The 17,069-nt window shown below is 72.5% G+C and carries 13 protein-coding genes; 6 read left to right on the forward strand and 7 right to left on the reverse strand.

What is annotated here, in order from left to right; translation table 11 throughout:
* The first annotated feature begins 4 nt into the window (after positions 1-4).
* The 6 genes from cydD (at position 5) to menC (ending at position 7,858) form a co-directional block, all read left to right on the forward strand.
* Positions 5-1,675 carry a thiol reductant ABC exporter subunit CydD gene (gene cydD, locus ACQP0P_RS29345; protein ID WP_433360391.1) on the forward strand — a complete coding sequence of 557 codons (1,671 nt, stop codon included), beginning with the start codon at positions 5-7 and terminating at the stop codon, positions 1,673-1,675.
* Complete coding sequence (gene cydC / locus ACQP0P_RS29350; protein ID WP_433360394.1) at positions 1,672-3,375, forward strand: thiol reductant ABC exporter subunit CydC; 1,704 nt, start codon at positions 1,672-1,674, stop codon at positions 3,373-3,375. The genes cydD and cydC overlap by 4 nt, the downstream gene beginning before the upstream one ends.
* Before the next feature lie 167 nt (positions 3,376-3,542).
* Positions 3,543-4,580 carry a dipeptidase gene (locus ACQP0P_RS29355; RefSeq protein ID WP_433360397.1) on the forward strand — a complete coding sequence of 346 codons (1,038 nt, stop codon included), beginning with the start codon at positions 3,543-3,545 and terminating at the stop codon, positions 4,578-4,580.
* Positions 4,577-5,806 carry a M20 family metallopeptidase gene (locus tag ACQP0P_RS29360; protein WP_433360400.1) on the forward strand — a complete coding sequence of 410 codons (1,230 nt, stop codon included), beginning with the start codon at positions 4,577-4,579 and terminating at the stop codon, positions 5,804-5,806. The genes ACQP0P_RS29355 and ACQP0P_RS29360 overlap by 4 nt, the downstream gene beginning before the upstream one ends.
* On the forward strand, positions 5,803-6,582 hold the full coding sequence (locus ACQP0P_RS29365; RefSeq protein ID WP_433360403.1) for a GNAT family N-acetyltransferase: 780 nt from the start codon (positions 5,803-5,805) through the stop codon (positions 6,580-6,582). Before ACQP0P_RS29360 ends, ACQP0P_RS29365 begins: the two co-directional genes overlap by 4 nt.
* A 175-nt stretch (positions 6,583-6,757) precedes the next feature.
* The gene (gene menC, locus ACQP0P_RS29370; RefSeq protein ID WP_433382170.1) at positions 6,758-7,858 is read left to right on the forward strand and encodes an o-succinylbenzoate synthase; all 1,101 of its coding nucleotides are present in this window, start codon (positions 6,758-6,760) and stop codon (positions 7,856-7,858) included.
* A 140-nt stretch (positions 7,859-7,998) separates the two neighbouring features.
* On the opposite strand, the gene ACQP0P_RS29375 is transcribed toward menC, so the two are convergent.
* The 7 genes from ACQP0P_RS29375 to ACQP0P_RS29405 all read right to left on the reverse strand — a co-directional run bounded on the left by ACQP0P_RS29375 (position 7,999) and on the right by ACQP0P_RS29405 (position 17,061).
* Positions 7,999-8,691: an ABC transporter ATP-binding protein gene (locus tag ACQP0P_RS29375; protein ID WP_433360406.1), complete on the reverse strand. Its 693-nt coding sequence runs from the start codon at positions 8,689-8,691 to the stop codon at positions 7,999-8,001.
* On the reverse strand, positions 8,688-10,532 hold the full coding sequence (locus ACQP0P_RS29380) for a dipeptide/oligopeptide/nickel ABC transporter permease/ATP-binding protein (RefSeq protein ID WP_433360409.1): 1,845 nt from the start codon (positions 10,530-10,532) through the stop codon (positions 8,688-8,690). The genes ACQP0P_RS29375 and ACQP0P_RS29380 overlap by 4 nt, the downstream gene beginning before the upstream one ends.
* Positions 10,532-11,554, reverse strand: coding sequence for an ABC transporter permease (locus ACQP0P_RS29385; RefSeq protein ID WP_433360412.1), 1,023 nt, complete (start codon positions 11,552-11,554; stop codon positions 10,532-10,534). Before ACQP0P_RS29385 ends, ACQP0P_RS29380 begins: the two co-directional genes overlap by 1 nt.
* Entirely contained in the window at positions 11,555-13,141 is a 1,587-nt protein-coding gene (locus tag ACQP0P_RS29390) for an ABC transporter substrate-binding protein (protein WP_433360415.1), read from the reverse strand.
* Positions 13,142-13,236: 95 nt separating this feature from the next.
* Positions 13,237-14,820, reverse strand: coding sequence for a PucR family transcriptional regulator (locus ACQP0P_RS29395; protein WP_433360417.1), 1,584 nt, complete (start codon positions 14,818-14,820; stop codon positions 13,237-13,239).
* Between the two features lie 29 nt (positions 14,821-14,849).
* Entirely contained in the window at positions 14,850-15,728 is an 879-nt protein-coding gene (locus ACQP0P_RS29400) for a serine hydrolase (protein WP_433360419.1), read from the reverse strand.
* Positions 15,721-17,061, reverse strand: a complete 1,341-nt coding sequence (locus ACQP0P_RS29405) for a serine hydrolase domain-containing protein (RefSeq protein ID WP_433360422.1) — start codon at positions 17,059-17,061, stop codon at positions 15,721-15,723. The genes ACQP0P_RS29400 and ACQP0P_RS29405 overlap by 8 nt, the downstream gene beginning before the upstream one ends.
* Positions 17,062-17,069 lie beyond the last annotated feature (8 nt).

Below are 17,069 nucleotides of genomic sequence, written 5' to 3' on the forward strand. Positions count from 1 at the left end.
TGGCATGCACAAGGATCTGGTACGGCTGGCGTTGGGCGAGCGGGCCGTCCGCCGTCACCTGGCCGTGTGCCTGGCCGCCGCAGTCCTGGCCGGGTTGCTCATCCTCCTCCAGGCCGAGCTGCTCGCCGGGGTGCTGTCCGGGCGGTTCGCGGCCCCGGCCCTGATCCTGCTGGCCGTGGTCGTCGGCGCCCGGGGGCTGCTCACCCTGGTGCAGGGAACGGCCGCCGGGCGGATGAGCGGCGGGGTGAAGTCCACCCTGCGCCACCGCCTGCTGGCGCGGCTGCAGGAAGCCGGCCCCGCCAGGCCGGCCTCGGTGCGTTCGGGAGAGCTGGTGACGCTGACCGGCCGCGGTCTGGACGCCCTCGACCCCTATCTGTCGGGCTACCTGCCCGCGGTGGCGGTCGCGGGCGTCGTGCCGATCGCGGTGCTCGTCCGGCTTTTCACCGCCGACCTGGCCAGCGCGGTGATCGTGCTGGTCACGCTGCCGCTCATCCCGATCTTCGGGGCGCTGGTCGGCATGCACACCAAGGCCGTCACCGAACGCCAGTGGAGGGCCCTGTCCCGCCTCGGCGGGCACTTCCTGGACGTGGTCCGGGGCCTTCCCACGCTGCGCGCCTTCGGCCGGGCCCGCTACCAGGCCGAGGTGATCCAGCGGGTGGCCGACGCCCACCGGGTCGCGACGATGCGCACGCTGCGGGTGGCCTTCCTGTCCTCACTGGTACTGGAGCTGGCCGCGTCGCTCTCACTGGCCCTGGTCGCCGTGCCGGTGGGCCTGCGGCTGCTGTCGGGCTCCCTTGACCTGTCGACCGCGCTGCTGGTCCTGCTCCTGGCACCCGAGGCGTACCTGCCGCTGCGCAACATGGGCAGCAGGTTCCACGCGGCGATGGAGGGCGTCGCCGCCGCCGACGAGGCGTTCGCCGTGCTCGACGGCCACGCGGAGGCTCCACGTGGCGCGCCCGCCACCGGGCACCCGGGCCCCGGGGCGACGACGGCGCCGGAGATCCGGCTGGAGCATGTCACGGTGCGCTACCCGGGCCGGGAGGAGGCCGCGCTGGAGGACGTGTCGCTGGTGATCGCCCCCGGCGAGCGAGTGGCCCTGGTCGGCGAGAGCGGCGCGGGCAAGAGCACCCTGCTCCACCTGCTGCTCGGCTTCGTCACCCCTGCCGAGGGCCGGGTGCTCGTCGACGGCGCCGAGATCGGCGACCACGACCCCTGGCGGGCGCGCCTGGCGTTCGTGCCCCAGCGCCCGCACCTCTTCGCCACCTCGGTGGCCGACAACATCAGGCTCGGCGCCCCCGGCGCGACGATCGACGAGGTCAGGGCCGCGGCACGGGCCGCGCAGGCGGAGGAGTTCATCCTGGCGCTGCCCGAGGGCTACGACACGGTGCTCGGCGAGCGCGGGACGAACCTGTCGGCCGGGCAGCGGCAGCGGGTCGCGCTCGCCCGCGCGTTCTGCCGCCCAGGAGCCGGACTGCTCCTGCTGGACGAGCCGACCGCGCGGCTCGACGGCCGCAGCGAGAGCGCGGTCGTGAGCGCGACCCGCGACCTCGCCGAGGGCCGTACCGCCGTGATCGTCGCCCACCGGCCCGCGATGATCGAGCTGGCCGACCGGGTGATCCGGATCACCGACGGCCGCGTGGTGGCCGGGGCGCGAGAGGAGATCGCCTCCCCATGACCGATGTCAACGAGATCCCGGCAGGCAGGACGCGCGGGCGGATGACCCTTGCCGTGGCGGCGGGGGCGGCGGCCGAGCTGGCCGGGCTCGGGCTGATCGGGTCCGCCGGGTGGCTCATCACCAGGGCCGCCGAGCAGCCGCCGCTGGCGGCACTGAGCGTGGCGATCGTCGGGGTCAGGGCGTTCGCGACGACCAAGGGGGTCTTCCGGTACGGGGAGCGGCTCGCCGGGCACGACGTGGCGCTGCGAGCCCAGGCGACGACCAGGGAGCGGCTCTACCAGGCGCTCATCCCCGCACGACCGCTGAACCAGCGGGGGGCCGACCTGCTCAGCCGCATGGTCGACGACACCGACGCGGCGCAGGACCTGCTCGTACGGTGCCTGCTTCCCGCCACCGCGGCGCTGATCACCGGTGTGGCCGCGATGGTGATCGGGCTGTTCCTGCTCCCGGCCGCGGCGCTGGTGCTGCTGGCCGGGCTGCTGGTGGCCGGGGTGGTGATCCCCGCGGGCACGGCCGCCGCCGCACGGCGCTGGTCGGCGCGGATCGCCCCCGCACGGGCCGACCTGGCGGCCCGGGTCGCCGACCTGGTGCACGGCGCGGCCGACCTGGCCGCCTACGGGGCGAACGAGCGGGCTCTGGCCGCCGCCGCCGAGGCCGACACCCGGCTGGCGGCGCTGGAGCGCCGGCAGGCACGGGCGAACGCGGTGGCCTCCGCCCTGGGCGTGCTCACCCAGGGCCTGACCGTGGCGGCGGTCGTCCTGGTGGCGCAGAACTCCGGGGCGGGCTCCGTGGCCACCGCGGTGCTCGCGCTGACCTCGCTGGTCTCCTTCGAGCCGGTGCTGCCGATGGCCTCGGCCGCCGAGCGGTTGACCGGGGTGCTCGCCGCCCTGCGCCGCCTGCGGGAGGTCGGCGCGACCGCTCCGGCGGTGGCGGAGCCGGCCACCGCGGTCGAGGTGCCCGCCGGGGCGCCGACCATTGAGATCAAGGACCTGGTGGTCCGGCACGGCGCCGGCCGCGCCCCCGCGCTGGACGGGGTCAGCCTCACGCTCACTCCCGGCAGGCGGGTCGCCCTGGTCGGCCCCAGCGGTGCCGGCAAGAGCACCCTGCTGTCCGCCCTGATGCGCCTGGTCGAGCCCGAGTCGGGGACGATCAGGGTCAGCGGGGTGGACGTCCGGGAACTGGCCTCCGACGACGTCCGGCGGGTGATGACCGGGCTGACGCAGGACCCGTACGTGTTCCAGGCCTCGGTACGGGACAACCTGCGGCTGGCGGGTCCCGAGGCCTCGGACGAGGAGCTCACCGAGGCCCTGCGGCGGGCGCGCCTGGAACGCTGGGTGGAGCGGACCGGCTGGGACGCCGTCCTCGGGGAGGACGGGCGGACGGTGTCAGGTGGGCAGCTGCAGCGGCTGGCACTGGCCCGGGCGCTGCTGAACGACCCTCCGCTGCTGCTGCTGGACGAGCCCGCCGAGGCACTGGACGAGACGACGGCGGACGCGCTGATGGCCGACCTGCTGGACGCCACCCACGGCCGCACGACGCTGCTCGTCACCCACCGCCTGCGCGGGCTGGAGCGGGTGGACGAGATCGTCGTGCTGGAGAACGGCTCGGTGACGCAGCGGGGCAGCCACCAGGAGCTGGTCTCCTCCCCCGGCTACTACCGCGACCTGTGGCACTCCGAGGCGCTGACCGCCGGCCGGTGACGCCTTACTCGCCTGCCGGCCACCCGCGCCGCCCGCACACCGTCCCGATCGTCTAGTGATCTTGGCCGAATGGACGAACAACTCACCGCTATTAGGAAAACCGGACGAATTCCGCCACCCCCAACCTGTCATACCGTCGCGGTAACCACGCATCGGAGGGCTGGCACGTGTCCGTTGAGCTCCATCACCGCGCCGTCGTCGCGGACACCCACAACGACCTGCTGATAGCGGTCACCGCGCGTCCGCCGCAACGCTGGGCGTCGTTCTTCCGCGAGCGCTGGCTGCCGCAACTGCGCGAGGGCGGGGTGAACCTCCAGGTACTGCCGGTCTTCATCGACGACCAGTACCGCCCCGAGGGCGCGCTCCGGCAGACACTGCGCATGATCGAGTGCGCCCACGTGCTGGCCGAGGGCAACGCCGACGCCGTACGGCTCTGCCTGGACGGCGCGCAGATCGACGAGACGCTCGCCCAGGGCAGGATCGCCCTGGTCCTGGCGCTGGAGAGCATGCCCGGCCTGGATTCGGCCGTCGAACTGGTGGCCACGCTGCACCGGCTGGGCGTGCGGGTCGCCTCGATCGCGCACTGGGGCCGTACCGCGCTGGCCGACGGCAGCGGCGAGGACGCCACCGGCAGCAGGCTCACCGCGGCGGGGGTGGAGACGGTCCGGGAGATGGAACGGCTCGGCATGATCTTCGACATCTCCCACCTGGGCGCCTCGGGGGTGGGGCACGTGCTGGAGCTGGCGAGGAGGCCGGTGATGGCGACCCACTCCTCGGCCCGCGCGCTCCGCGACCACCACCGCAACCTGACCGACGACCAGATCCGCGCCGTCGCCGCCACCGGCGGCGTGGTCTGCGTCAACTTCGTGCCGAGCTTCCTTGCCGCGGACCCCGCGGAGTTCACCGTGGACCGCCTGGTGGACCACATCGAGCACATCGCACAGGTCGGCGGCATCGACCACGTCGGCCTCGGCCCGGACTTCGTCCGCGAGGTGCTGACCGACGTCACACCTCCGTGCTGCGAGGATCTCGGATACGGCGAGATCGACCCCCTGGCCGTCCTGCCCGGGCTGTCCGGCCCGAGCGGCCTGCCCCTGGTCACCGACGCCCTGCTCAAGCACGGCTTCGCCGACGAGGAGATCGTGAAGATCCTCGGCGGCAACGTCCTGCGACTGTTCCGCGCGGAGCTGGGACGACCACGGTGAACCTGGACGTCATGCTTGAGGACCTGGAGGAGCTCGTCACGTGCGAGTCGTTCTCCGCCGACCACGAGGCGGTGGCCCGTAGCGCCCGGGTGGTCGCCGACCAGGGGTTCAGGAGGCTCGGCGCACGCCCCGAGACGATCGTGATCGGCGGGGTCACCCACCTGCGGTGGACCTTCGGCACGCCCCGGGTCCTGCTGGTCGGCCACCACGACACGGTCTGGCCGCTCGGGACGCTGGCCGAGCGCCCCTGGTCGGTAGCCGGCGGGATCGCCCGGGGGCCGGGGGTGTTCGACATGAAGGCCGGGCTGGTGCAGGCGTTCCACGCACTGGCCGCGCTGCCGTCGCCGGATGGGGTGTGCGTGCTGGTCACCGGCGACGAGGAGGTCGGTTCACCGTCCTCACGCGCGCTGATCGAGGAGTCGGCGCGCGGCCGCGCGGCCGCGTTCGTGCTGGAGGCGAGCGCCGATGGCGGAGCGCTCAAGACGGCGCGCAAGGGTACGTCGGTCTACGAGCTCGTGGTGCGCGGAACGGCCGCACACGCCGGTCTGGAGCCCGAGAAGGGGGCCAACGCGGGGATCGAGCTGGCCCACCAGATCCTCGCCGTCACCGGGATCGCCGATCAGGTGAACGGTGGCCCCTCCGCCATGAGGACGGCGGAGACGTCACCCGCCGCGACGCGCGGGCTGCCCCTCCTTCCAGGTCGGCGGCCGGGCTCCACGGCACCGGGGACGCCGTTCGGCACGGCGGCACCCGGCGGACCCGCGGACCTGGGCCCGACCACCGTCACGCCCACGGTGCTGTCGGCGGGGACCACGGTCAACACCGTGCCCGCGCTGGCCCGCGTGTCGGTGGACGTGCGGGTGCCCACCCTCGCCGCGCAGCAGCGGGTGGACGAGCTGATGAGGGCACTGTCCCCCCGGCTCGCCGGAACCCGGCTGGAGGTGATCGGCGGCCCGAACCGTCCTCCCCTGGAGGAGGCCTCATCGGCCGGGCTGTTCGCCGTCGCCCAGCGGATCGCCGCCGGCCTCGGACTCGCCCCGCTCTCCGGTGTCGGAGTGGGCGGGGCCTCCGACGGCAACTACACCGCCGGAGCCGGCTGCCCCACCCTCGACGGGCTGGGCGCGGTGGGCGGCGGCGCCCACGCCGACAGTGAGCATGTGCTCGTGGCCGAGATGCCCGGCCGTACGGCGCTGCTGACCGGCCTGATCCGGGCGATGCTCGGGTGAACGGCGTGGTACTGCGCGAACTTCGCTCCATCGAGGAACTGGAGGAGGTCTTCCGGCTGTTCGACGGCATCTGGCACCCCGATCCCGGCAGCGAGCCCATCACCGTCGAGCTCATGCGGGCGCTGTCACACGCGGGCAACTACGTGACCGGCGCCTACCAGGACGACCGCCTGGTGGGCGCCTCGGTCGGCTTCCTCGCGGCCCCGGCCGGGCAGGTGCTGCACTCGCACATCACCGGCTCCGCCATCGGGCGCGGGATCGGATTCGCGCTCAAGCTGCACCAGCGCGGCTGGGCACTCGACCGGGGCCTGGATCGCATCACCTGGACCTACGACCCGCTGATACGCCGCAACGCTCACTTCAACCTGGTCAAACTCGGCGCCCGCCCCGAGAAGTACCTGCCGTCCTTCTACGGTGTCATGGAGGACGCGATCAACACCGGCGACGAGTCCGACCGGATACTCGCCGTCTGGCGGCTGACCGAGCCGCGGGTACTGGCCGCCGTACGAGGCGAGCCGCACCGGCCGAAGATCCCGCCGGACGCGGTGACCGCCCTGGCCGAGCGCGACGGCCGCCCGGTCGCCGGACGGACCGACGCCCGGACGCTGCTGGTCGCGGTCCCGCCCGACATCGAGGCGCTGCGCCGCACCGACCCCGGCGCGGCCAAGACATGGCGCCACGCCGTGCGCGATGTGCTGGGCACGCTGATGGGGGAAGGTGCCCGGGTGACCGGGTTCACCGGCGAGGGCCACTACCTCGTGGAACGGACCGTCTGACCGCCCTGACCGGCAAGGCCTGCGGCGGAAGGCCGGCACGGGCCGGGAGACCACCGGGAGCCGGTCGGCGGGGCACTCGGAGAAGGACGCGGCGCGAGCCGCGCGACATCCTGTAACAGGGTCGCCTGACCGGCGGCGCTATCGGAAGGAGACGCGGCGGAGGCCGCACACCATGATGAAGATCACTGGAATCGAACTGCGGCGGATCAGGATGCCGCTGGTCGCCCCCTTCCGCACCTCGTTCGGCACCGAGACCGAACGCGACATACTGCTCCTGCGCGTGGTCACCCCCGACGCCGAGGGCTGGGGCGAATGCGTCGCCATGTCCCAGCCGCTCTACTCCTCCGAATACGTCGACGGCGCCGCCGAGGTCCTGCGCCGCTTCCTCATCCCCGCCCTGCCCGCCCACGCCGACGCCCACACCACCGGCCGCGCCCTGCGGCCTTTCAAAGGTCACCGGATGGCCAAGGCCGCCCTGGAGACCGCCGTCCTGGACGCTCAGCTCCGCACCGGCGGCCAGTCCCTGGCCTCCTTCCTCGGCGCGGACAGCGACCGTGTGCCCTGCGGAGTGTCGGTCGGCATCATGGACTCCATCCCCCAACTCCTCGACGCCGTCACCGGCTACCTCGACGAGGGCTACGCCCGGATCAAACTGAAGATCGAACCCGGCTGGGACCTCGCCCCCGTCCGCGCCGTCCGCGAACGCTTCGGCGACGATCTCCTGCTACAGGTCGACGCCAACGCCGCCTATACCCTCGCCGACGCCCCCCACCTGGCCAGACTCGACGACTTCGGCCTGCTGCTCATCGAACAGCCCCTCGCGGACGACGACATGGTTCAGCACGCCCGGCTCGCCACCCGGCTGACCACCCCCATCTGCCTGGACGAATCCATCGAATCAGCCGAACACGCCGCCGCCGCCATCACCCTGGGCGCCTGCTCGATCATCAACGTCAAACCCGGCCGGATCGGCGGCTACCTCGAAGCCCGCCGCATCCACGACCTGGCCCGCGCCCACGGCGTCGCCCTGTGGTGCGGCGGCATGCTGGAGACCGGCATCGGCCGCGCCGCCAACCTGGCCCTGGCCGCCCTGCCCGGCTTCACCCTGCCCGGCGACACCTCCGCCTCCCGCCGCTACTACGCCACCGACGTCACCGCCCCCTTCGAGCTGCACGAAGGCCATCTGGAGGTCCCCACCGGCCCCGGCATCGGCGTCGACCCCGTCCACGACATCCTGGACGAGGTCACCGTCTCCACCGAATGGATCACCGTCTAGCGGGCGTTTCCCGCCTCAGTGGGAATCAGCGGGAAGGGGAGCCGGTCGTGGCACACGCCGCGGCCGGAACTTCCCACAACGCGGCCGGTCTTCCGCCTCCCCCGTTCCGGACGGGAGAGAGGCGGGAGACCGGCCGTCTCTCAGCTGCGCCTGAGGCGGGGCACCGCCTCAAGCAGGGAGCGGGTGTAGTCGTCCTGGGGCGACCCCACCACGTCTTCGGTCGCCCCCATCTCGACCAGCCTGCCCCGGTGCATCACCGCGACGGCATCGGAGACGTACCGGACCACGGCGAGGTTGTGCGAGATGAACAGCATCGACAGCCCGAGTTCCGCGCGCAGCGAGCGGACCAGGTTGAGCACCGCCCCCTGGACGGAGACGTCCAGGGCGGAGGTGATCTCGTCGGCGACCAGCAGCTCGGGGCGCGCGCCCAGCGCCCGGGCGACCGCCACCCGCTGGCGCTGACCACCGGACAGCTCACGCGGATAGCGCCCCGCCAGTGAGACGGGCAGCGACACCAGCGACAGTAACCGCTCCACCTCCGCCCGGCAGGCGGCGCGGGGCACGCGGAGCCCCTCGGCCACCGACGCGCCCACGGTCATCCGCGGGTCGAGCGAGGCGTAGGGATCCTGGAAGATCATTTGGATCCGCCGCGGATCACCGCCGACGATCTCACCGGTGTACGGCACCAGCCCGGTCACCGCCCTGGCCAGCGTGGACTTCCCCGACCCGGACTCCCCCACCAGGCCGACGATCGCCCCGGCCGGGATCTCCAGCGTGACGTCGTCGACGGCGGTGAACGCGCCGAACCGCACCGCCAGGTTCTTAATGATCATGAAACCTCCCAGCAGGCGACCTGATGCGTCTTGCCGTACGGGATCAGGGGCGGACGCTCGGCACAGCGGTCGGTCGCCAGCTCGCAGCGGGCCGCGAAGGCGCACCCCCCGCCGACCTCGGCGGGTGCGGGCTGATGGCCGGGGATGCTGGCCAGCGGCAGGGACCTGTCGGTGTCCATGTCGGGCAGCGAGGCGACCAGCGCGCGGGTGTAGGGGTGCGCGGCGCCGGAGGCCAGCTTCTCGACCGGCAGTTCCTCCACCACCCGGCCCGCGTACATCACCACGACCCGGTGGCACAGCTCGCCGACCACGGCGATGTCGTGGGAGATGAACAGGGTCGCCGCGCCGGCCTCGCCGGTCACCTCGCGCAGCAGGCGCAGGATCTGCCGCTGCACGGTCACGTCGAGAGCGGTGGTCGGCTCGTCGGCGATGATCAGTCGCGGTGTGCCCATCAGGCCCATCGCGATCACCGCACGCTGCCGCATGCCGCCGGACAGCTCGTGCGGGTGCTGCCGGGCCCTCCTGCCCGGCTCCGGAATGTGCACATGCCCGAGCCGGTCCACGGCCCTGGTCCGGGCCTCGGCACGGCTCGCGCCCTGGTGCACGGTCGCCACCTCCGCGAGCTGCCCGCCGACCCTGAGCGCCGGGTTGAGCGAGGCCATCGGGTCCTGGAAGACCATCGCCAGCGATGTGCCGAGCAGCTTGCGGCGCTCCTGTTCCGGCAGCTCGCCAAGGTCGGCGCCGCACAACCGCAGCCGCGCCGCGCTCACCTCGCCCGGGTAGGGAACCAGCCCGCCGATCGCCGACGCGGTCAGGCTCTTGCCGCTGCCCGACTCCCCCACCAGGCCGACGATCTCGCCGGGCGCGATGGTCAGCGACAGTCCGCGCACCGGCGTCACGCCGCCGGGGAAGGTGACGGTGAGGTCGCGCACCTCCAGTATCGCCTCCGGGTCGGGCTCGCCGAACTCTCTGGGCTCTCCGGGCTCTCCGGGCGCGGAGACGGCCTGCGGACGGGCCTTCCCCGCCGGTACGGCGGTGCGCGACGCGGCACGTGCCAGGACGTCCCCCAGCAGGTTGAACCCGATGCCCGCGAGTGCCACCGCGACGGCGGGTCCGAGGGCGACGGCCGGGGTGGAGTAGATGCGGCCGAAGCCGTCGAACAGCAACCGCCCCCAGTCGAACGACGGCGGCTGCACCCCCAGGCCGAGGAAGGACATCCCGGCGAGCCCGAGCAGCGCGCCGCCCAGCGCCTGGGTGAGGTTGAGGATCAACGGCTCGGCGATGTTGGGCAGGACGTGACGCGCCATGATCCGCCGCCGGGGGACCCCGAGCATACGGGCGACCGACACGTAGTCGGCCCCGGCGACCGAGGCGGCGAGCGTCTGGGTGAGCCGGGCGAAACCGGGCGCGATGGCGGCGCCGATGCCCAGCACGGCACCTCGCGCACCGAGCCCCGCGATCACCGCGGTGAACATGGCCAGCAGCAGTCCCGGGAAGGCGACCAGCGCGTTCACCATGCCGTTGACCAGGCGCGCGGCACGACGGGGCAGTACCGAGGGGAGCGCGCCGAGCACGGTCCCGCCGATCGCGCCGATGAGCGTGGCCAGCAGGGCGAGGGCCAGCGAGAGCCGGCCGGCGACCAGCACCCGGGCGAGGATGTCGCGGCCCAGGTTGTCGGTGCCGAGCGGATGCGCGGCCGAGACTCCCTGGAGGATGGCCGCGGGGTCGATGCGCTCGGCCTCGGCGCCCCAGATCGGCGGCCCGGCGATCGCCAGCACCACCATGAGCGCGACCAGCGTGGTCCCGGCGAGCCCGGCGGGGGTCCGCAGCAGGTGCCGCATCAGCTCTCCTTCAGGGCGGACGTGGGGTCGAGCACGCCGAGCAGCAGGTCGACGAGGAGGTTCACCGCGAGCACGATCGCGCCGTAGACGAGGATCACGCCCTGGGCGACCGGATAGTCCTTCTGGGTGATCGACTCCACGATCCGCAGGCCGAGACCCGGCCAGGCGAAGACGTACTCGACCAGCACGCTTCCGGCGATCAGGCCGGTGAGCAGCAGCCCGCCCACGGTGAGGGTCGCGGTGAGCGTGTTGGGCAGCACGTGCCGCACGTACAGCCGGGCGGCGGGCAGCCGCTTGGCGCGTGCCAGCCGCACATAGTCCCTGCCCAGCTCGCGCAACGTCTCCACCCGGGAGATACGCGCGATCATCGCCGCCGGCGCGATGGCCAGGGCGAGGACCGGCAGCACATAGGATTCCGGCCCGCCCTTGCCCGCCGGCGGGAACCAGCCGAGACCGATCGCGAACACGGTCACCAAGGCGATCGAGTAGAGGAACTCGGGCACGGCGACGGCCGCGCCGGTCGCCGAGGTGAAGGTCGCCTCGGTGCCCCGGTGGCGGCCGTTCTCGGTGCGGACCCCCGCCCACATGCCGAGCGGCACCGCGACGAGCAGTGCCACGACGGTCGCGAGCAGGGCGAGGGCGAGCGTGTTGGGAAGCCGGGTGGCGATGACCTCACCGACCGGTTCCCCGCTGAGAAACGACGTGCCGAACTCCCCGCCCAGCACGTTGCGGACGTAGGACACCAGCTGGGACAGGACCGGCTGGTCCAGCCCGAGCGCCGCCCGCCTGGCGGCGACCAACTCGACCGGCGCGGCGGGGCCGAGCGAGGCACGCACCGGGTCGCCCGGGATCAGATGGATCATCGCGAACGACGCGACGAGCAGCACGGCCAGCGAGATCACGAAGCGGACGAGGTGCCGTAGCGCGAACGCGCCGCGCGCCCGGCCGGATAGCGTCCGCCCAGAAAGCACCCGGCCGGCGGGCAGGTGCCCGCCGGCCTGCGGGCGAGAGGTCTCGGCCACTCAGCCCGCCTCGGTCATCCGGATGGAGGTCGGGGAGAACAGGCCCGCCATCATGTTGAACTTCGCGTTCTTTGCGGCGATCAGCACGGTGTTCTCCACGACCGGCACCAGGTCGGCGTTTTCAAACAGCGCGGACTCCGACTCCAGCCAGAGCTTGCAGCCCTCCTCGGCGGGCTTGAGCTGGGCCTCGGCCACCAGCTTCTGGTAGCGGGCGTTGGCCAGGTGGGAGAAGTTGGCGCCCTTCGGCGCCGCCGGGCCGGACAGGAAGCCGACGAGCTGGGTGGGAAGCGTGACACCGATCGGCAGCCAGACGACGTCCCAGTCCTGGGTGGTGTTGAGCGACTCCGACAACTTGGTGTCGATGACGCCGTTCAGTTTGACGTCGACGCCCGCCTTCTTCCACCCGGCGGCGAGGTATTCGGCCGCGGCCTGCACGCCCGGTCCTCTGGTGGTGATGTAGAGCAGGCGCAACTCCAGCTTCCGGCCGTCCTTGGCACGGATGCCGTCGGCGCCGGCCTTCCAGCCGGCGGCGTCCAGCGCGGCGCCCGCGGCCGCCTCGTCGAATGCCGGGAGGTGGCCGGTGACGGTGTCGCCCTGGCACGGCCGCGGTTCCAGCACCAGCCCGGTGGGCGGACGGCCGGTGCCGCTGGAGGCGATCCCGGCGAGCTCCTTGAGGTTGACCGCCTGGGTGAGCGCCTTGCGCACCACCGGGTCCTTGGCGGGCCGGTCGTCGCCCTGGTGGTAGAAGAACTGCCCGTTGCCCATGGGCGGGGTGGTGCTGCCCATTCCCGGGCTGGCCTCCAGGCGGGCGCGGTCGGCGCCGTAGATGACCGCGCCGTTGAGGTCACCGGAGATCAGCAGGTTGGCGGCGGTCTGCTCGTTCGGCACGACCTTCAGCACGACCTTGGCGGGCAGGCCCGGCTCCTTCGTGGTGGCGCCGTTCGGCCCCCAGGCGTAGTCCTCGCGGATCTGGAAGGTGTAGCGGTCGCCGGGCACCGCCTCGGTAAGCGTGTAGGGCCCGGAACCGGAGGTGCCGCGGGCCAGCACCGAGCGGTCCTCGACCCCCTTGCCGCAGACGATGAACACCATCGGCGTGCTCTGCAGGATGAAGCTGAAGGGCTTCGGGGTGGAGAGCGTCACCGTCCCGGCCGTGTCGTCCGCCTCGGCCTTCATCCCGGTGGGCACCAGCACTCCGTAGACCGGCGACTTGGTGGCCGGGTCGGCGATGTGGTTGATGTTGGCGGCCACATCGGCGGGGGTGAGCTTGGAGCCGTCGGAGCAGGTGACGTCCTTGCGGAGGGTGAAGGTCACCGAGTCCGGCTTGACGTCCCATTTCTCGGCCAGACCGGGGATGATCTTACCGTCGGGGCCGACGCGGGTCAGCGTGTCGTAGGCCAGCGACAGCACCGTGTTGGTGACCGAGAGCACGCCCATGGCCGGGTCCAGCACCCCGGGGTCACTGGCGATCGCAAAGTTGAAGGTGCCGCCGCCGGCGGTTCCAGCCGGCGGGGAGTCCGCCGTACCGCCACACGCGGCCGCGAACAGGCTGAGGGCGCCGAGCACGGCCACCGCTCCTGCGTTTCTCATCGGGACTCCAAGGAGGTGGGGGTGATGCCCCACATTTGCCTTTTCCCGGCGATCCTTCTTCGTCCTCCACCACGAAAAGCCCGTAATCCATCGTGCTACCGTCCGAAAATCCGCATCTGGAGCATCACGGTCAGCCGCGCGTCGGGATCGGCCAGATCCAGGCCACTGATCTCGATGAGCCGCTTCAACCGGTAGCGGAAGGTGTTGGCGTGCACGTGCACCCTTGCCGAGGCGGCGTTGACGTCGCCGAACGCGTCCAGATAGGCCCGCAGAGTGGCGACCAGTTCGCTGCCGTGCTCGGCGTCGTGCCTCACGAGCCGTTCGTAGGGCCCGGTGGGAACCTGTTCCTCGGCCTCGACCAGGTCCGACAGCTGCAGCAGCAGCGCCTCGAAGTGCACACCGGTGTAGCCGGCGACCGCGCCGGACGCCTCGCGGGCACGCAGCACCCGCAGCGCCCGGTCGGCGTCGGCCCTGGACCTGGCCACCTCGGCCAGGTTGCCCGCCAGGCGCCCCACGCCGATGTTGGCCGCGTGCCGGGGACCGACCCGGGCGAGGAAGCTCTCGGCGACCCGCACGGCCCGTGACTCCTCCTCGCCACCGGCGTGCAGTGGCAGTACGGCGTAGACCACCGAGCCGACCAGCGCGGCGGCGGCCTTGGGGTGGATGGCCCCGACGTGCAGGGCGAGCGCGTCGCAGAATCGCTGCCTGTCGCTCTCCCGGTGTGCGGCGTCGACGTGGGATCCGCCGCTGAGCTGAGCCGCGAGCACGCACAGCCGGCCGCTGGCGATGCCGAGCCGCCCGGCGGCCTCCGCCGCGTCCCGGCCACCCGCCAGCACGGTGGAGAGCAGGTCGGCGCGGAGCCGCCGCCTGGTGTCCGCCCCGGCCCGCTGCCGGAGCAACTGCAGTGCGACGATCTTGGCGGCGTCGGCGAGGGCGCGCTGCCGCTGATCGCTCAGCGGCTCCCGCACCGCGGCCCAGATGGAGCCGAGGATCTCGTCTCCGGACCGGACGGCCATCGCCGCCCGGTTGATGCTGTCGTCGTCCAGTTCCATGTAGATCGGCTCGCGGCTCTGGTAGAGCCTGCGGAAGAATCCGCGATCCTCCAGCATCCGCCGGTACCGTTCCGGCACCTGGCGGCCGAGCACGGTCGCCACCCTGCCGGGATCGGCCTCGTCCTGCCGCCCGGAGTACGCCAGCACCCGCGATGACCGGTCCTCGATGGTGACCGGCGCGTCCAGGAGCGCGCACACGGCGTTGGCCAGCGCGAACAGGTCGTCCGGCGGGTCCTCCCCCGGTTCGGCGAGGTCGCCCTCGGCCAGCAGGGAACGCAGCAGCGCGGCCACCTGCGCCCACGAGGCGGCCCGGGTGAGGCCCAGCACCGCCACCCCGGTCTGGCGGACCTTCGCTCGGACGAGCTCGTCGATGTCCACCGGTTGCTTGACGACCACCCCCGCCGCCTGACCCGCCGCGTCGAGCAGGGCGCAGATCTGCTCGGCGCGGTCGACCCCGACGGCGAGCAGGATGCTCCCCGCCGGGAGCAGCAACTCGTCGAGGGGGTCGTAGATGTGCACGCCGGTTACCTCGGCGTCGAGCTCCTCGGGGGAGGCTGCCGCGTCCAGCACGCTACTGCCCAGATCCTCCAGGATCCGCTGCAGGCTTGCCCGTGGCCGATTGGTCATCCGCTCACGATAACGGACATAAAGCGACATTATTCTCTTAGGTGATCAATAGCCATGCGAGCCGCACGGCCGATCACCGCGTCAGCCTTGGGCAACCGGAGACCAAGCGAGCCGGTCCGCAGGAAGACCGCGACGGCGTAGCGCCTCCCATCCGGATATTCCACGACACCTGCCTCGTTGCGGATGCCCCAGAGCGTGCCGGTCTTGCCGGAGACCTTCACCTCGTCGCCGAACCCGGAGGAGAGCCGGTGCGGCCAGATCTGGTTGCCCATGATCCTCCGCACCTCCGCGCAGGCCTCCGGAGGTCCGGCCTCGTCCCGCCAGATCCTGCTCAGCAGGGTCGTGGTCTCACGGGGCGTACCCGAGGTGGTCCGTTCCGGGTCGAGGACCGACAGCGCCCGGATCCGCTCCTCGCTCACCCCGGCGAGCTGCTCCTCGTCGGAGACGCCGAGTTCACCCGAGAGGCCCAGCTCGGCCACGACGCTCCCGAGCAGCTCGGCGCAGCCGCCGATCAGGCGGGTGCGCTCCAGGCCGAGCTCGCGCAGCGTGGCATGCAGGTTGCCGAGCCCGACCCGGCGCAGCAGCACGTCGGTGGCCGCGTTGTCACTCATCGTCATCATGAAGTGGGCCAGGTCGCGCAGGGTGAGCGAGACGTCGTCGGCGCAGCCGGAGGTACCGATGCCGCCGTCCTTGTCGGCGGCGGTGACGGTCAGCCGCTCGGTGCGCTCCAGGGTCCCGGCCGCGGCCTGCCTGGCGTACTCCAGGACGATTGGGATCTTGAACACCGAGGCGAGCACGACCGGCTCGTCTGCACCGAGGCCGGTCTCGGTGTCGCCGTCGACGTCGCGGACGTGGATGAAGCCCTCCACGTCCGCGTCGTCGAACACCTCACGCAGCGCGTCACGCACGGGGCAGCGCCCGTCCGTTGTGGATATAGGAGGCGCGGCCGTCCTCGACCACGAAGGTGATCGTCTCGTGCCTGCTGTCCTGCGGCTCCACCGCGATGAAGGAGTGGTCGGAGTGGTGGACGAAGCGGGTGGTGGTGCGCGGGGTGCCCGCGTTCGTCATGAACTCGCCGGGGATCATGGTGATGTCCAGGCCGCCGTCCACCTCGGCCACCTCATAGGAGATCATCGGCCCCTGGTACCTGCCGGTGTACGGCGTGAGGTCCACGACCTGCGGCGTCCCGGCCGGAACCGGGAAGTCCGGGACCGCGAGCCCGGTGGCCTCGCGGATCACCGGTAGCACCACATCGACGAGCAGGCCGAGGAAGCCGCCGCCGTTGGCGCTCATCGCGATCGCGAAGTCCGCTCCCGGCGCGACCCGCCAGAACGTGCTCTGCCCGATCGTGCCGCCGTCGTGACCGTAGACCTCCCCTCCCCAGTCGAACAGCTCGAAGCCCAGGCCCCAGCGGTCGGCGAGTAGCCCGGAGACCCCGGGCACGTCGACCTGCCTGGTCCGCATGGCCGCGACCGACTCCTCAGACAGCAGCCGGGTGCCGTCCTCCGTCAAGCCCCCTGCGGTGAACATCCGGCCGAAGCGGACCAGCTCACGCGGGGCCAGGCACATGGTCGAACCCGCGGGGGCGTTGGAGCGCGGCATGTCCCACCTGTGGTGGACGGCGCCCTCGGGGCCGACGTGACCGGCCGCCGCCCGGAACAGAATCGCCTCCTCGGGCAGCAGCGCCGAGTGCGTGGCGCCGAGCGGGTCCAGCAGACGCTCGCGCATCACCCGCTCCCACGTGGTGCCACGCACCCGCGCGACCAGGGCGCCGAGCACACAGTACCCGGCGTTGCAGTAGGAGAACAGGGCTCCGGGGTCGTGCACGTGGCCCGCGTCATGCAGGAAGTCCACATACCTGTCCAGGCAGTCGTCGCCGCGCCCGGTGTCCTCGAACAGGTCGCCGTCGAAGCCGCCGGTGTGGGTGAGCAGGTGCCTGACCGTGATGGACTTCTCCGCGCCGTCGGCGACGGCGAACTCCGGCAGGTAGTCGCGGACCGGCCGGTCCAGCTCGACCAGCCCCTCGTCCACGAGCTGCATCACCAGGGCGGCGGTCCAGACCTTGGTGGTGGAGCCGACCTGGAAGACGCTGTCGGTCGTGGTCTCCACTCCGGTGTTCCTGTTCACCACGCCGGTGGCGACCTCGACGAGCTCGCCGCCCGCCCAGACCGCGAGCGCGGCGCCGGGCACGCCGTGCCGCCGTGCCGCCTCGTCGAAACGCTCCCGCAGGTTCTCAAACATGCCGGCTC

The sequence above is a fragment of the Streptosporangium sp. CA-115845 genome (assembly GCF_050943795.1).
GTDB lineage: Bacteria > Actinomycetota > Actinomycetes > Streptosporangiales > Streptosporangiaceae > Streptosporangium.

Bases quoted from the DNA above. Each gene is read 5' to 3' on its own strand.
- cydD (WP_433360391.1), top strand. From the start codon at position 5: ATGCACAAGGATCTGGTACGGCTGGCGTTGGGCGAGCGGGCCGTCCGC.
- ACQP0P_RS29390 (WP_433360415.1), bottom strand. From the start codon at position 13,141: ATGAGAAACGCAGGAGCGGTGGCCGTGCTCGGCGCCCTCAGCCTGTTC.
- ACQP0P_RS29395 (WP_433360417.1), bottom strand. From the start codon at position 14,820: ATGACCAATCGGCCACGGGCAAGCCTGCAGCGGATCCTGGAGGATCTG.
- menC (WP_433382170.1), top strand. From the start codon at position 6,758: ATGAAGATCACTGGAATCGAACTGCGGCGGATCAGGATGCCGCTGGTC.
- ACQP0P_RS29380 (WP_433360409.1), bottom strand. From the start codon at position 10,532: ATGCGGCACCTGCTGCGGACCCCCGCCGGGCTCGCCGGGACCACGCTG.
- cydC (WP_433360394.1), top strand. From the start codon at position 1,672: ATGACCGATGTCAACGAGATCCCGGCAGGCAGGACGCGCGGGCGGATG.
- ACQP0P_RS29375 (WP_433360406.1), bottom strand. From the start codon at position 8,691: ATGATCATTAAGAACCTGGCGGTGCGGTTCGGCGCGTTCACCGCCGTC.
- ACQP0P_RS29405 (WP_433360422.1), bottom strand. From the start codon at position 17,061: ATGTTTGAGAACCTGCGGGAGCGTTTCGACGAGGCGGCACGGCGGCAC.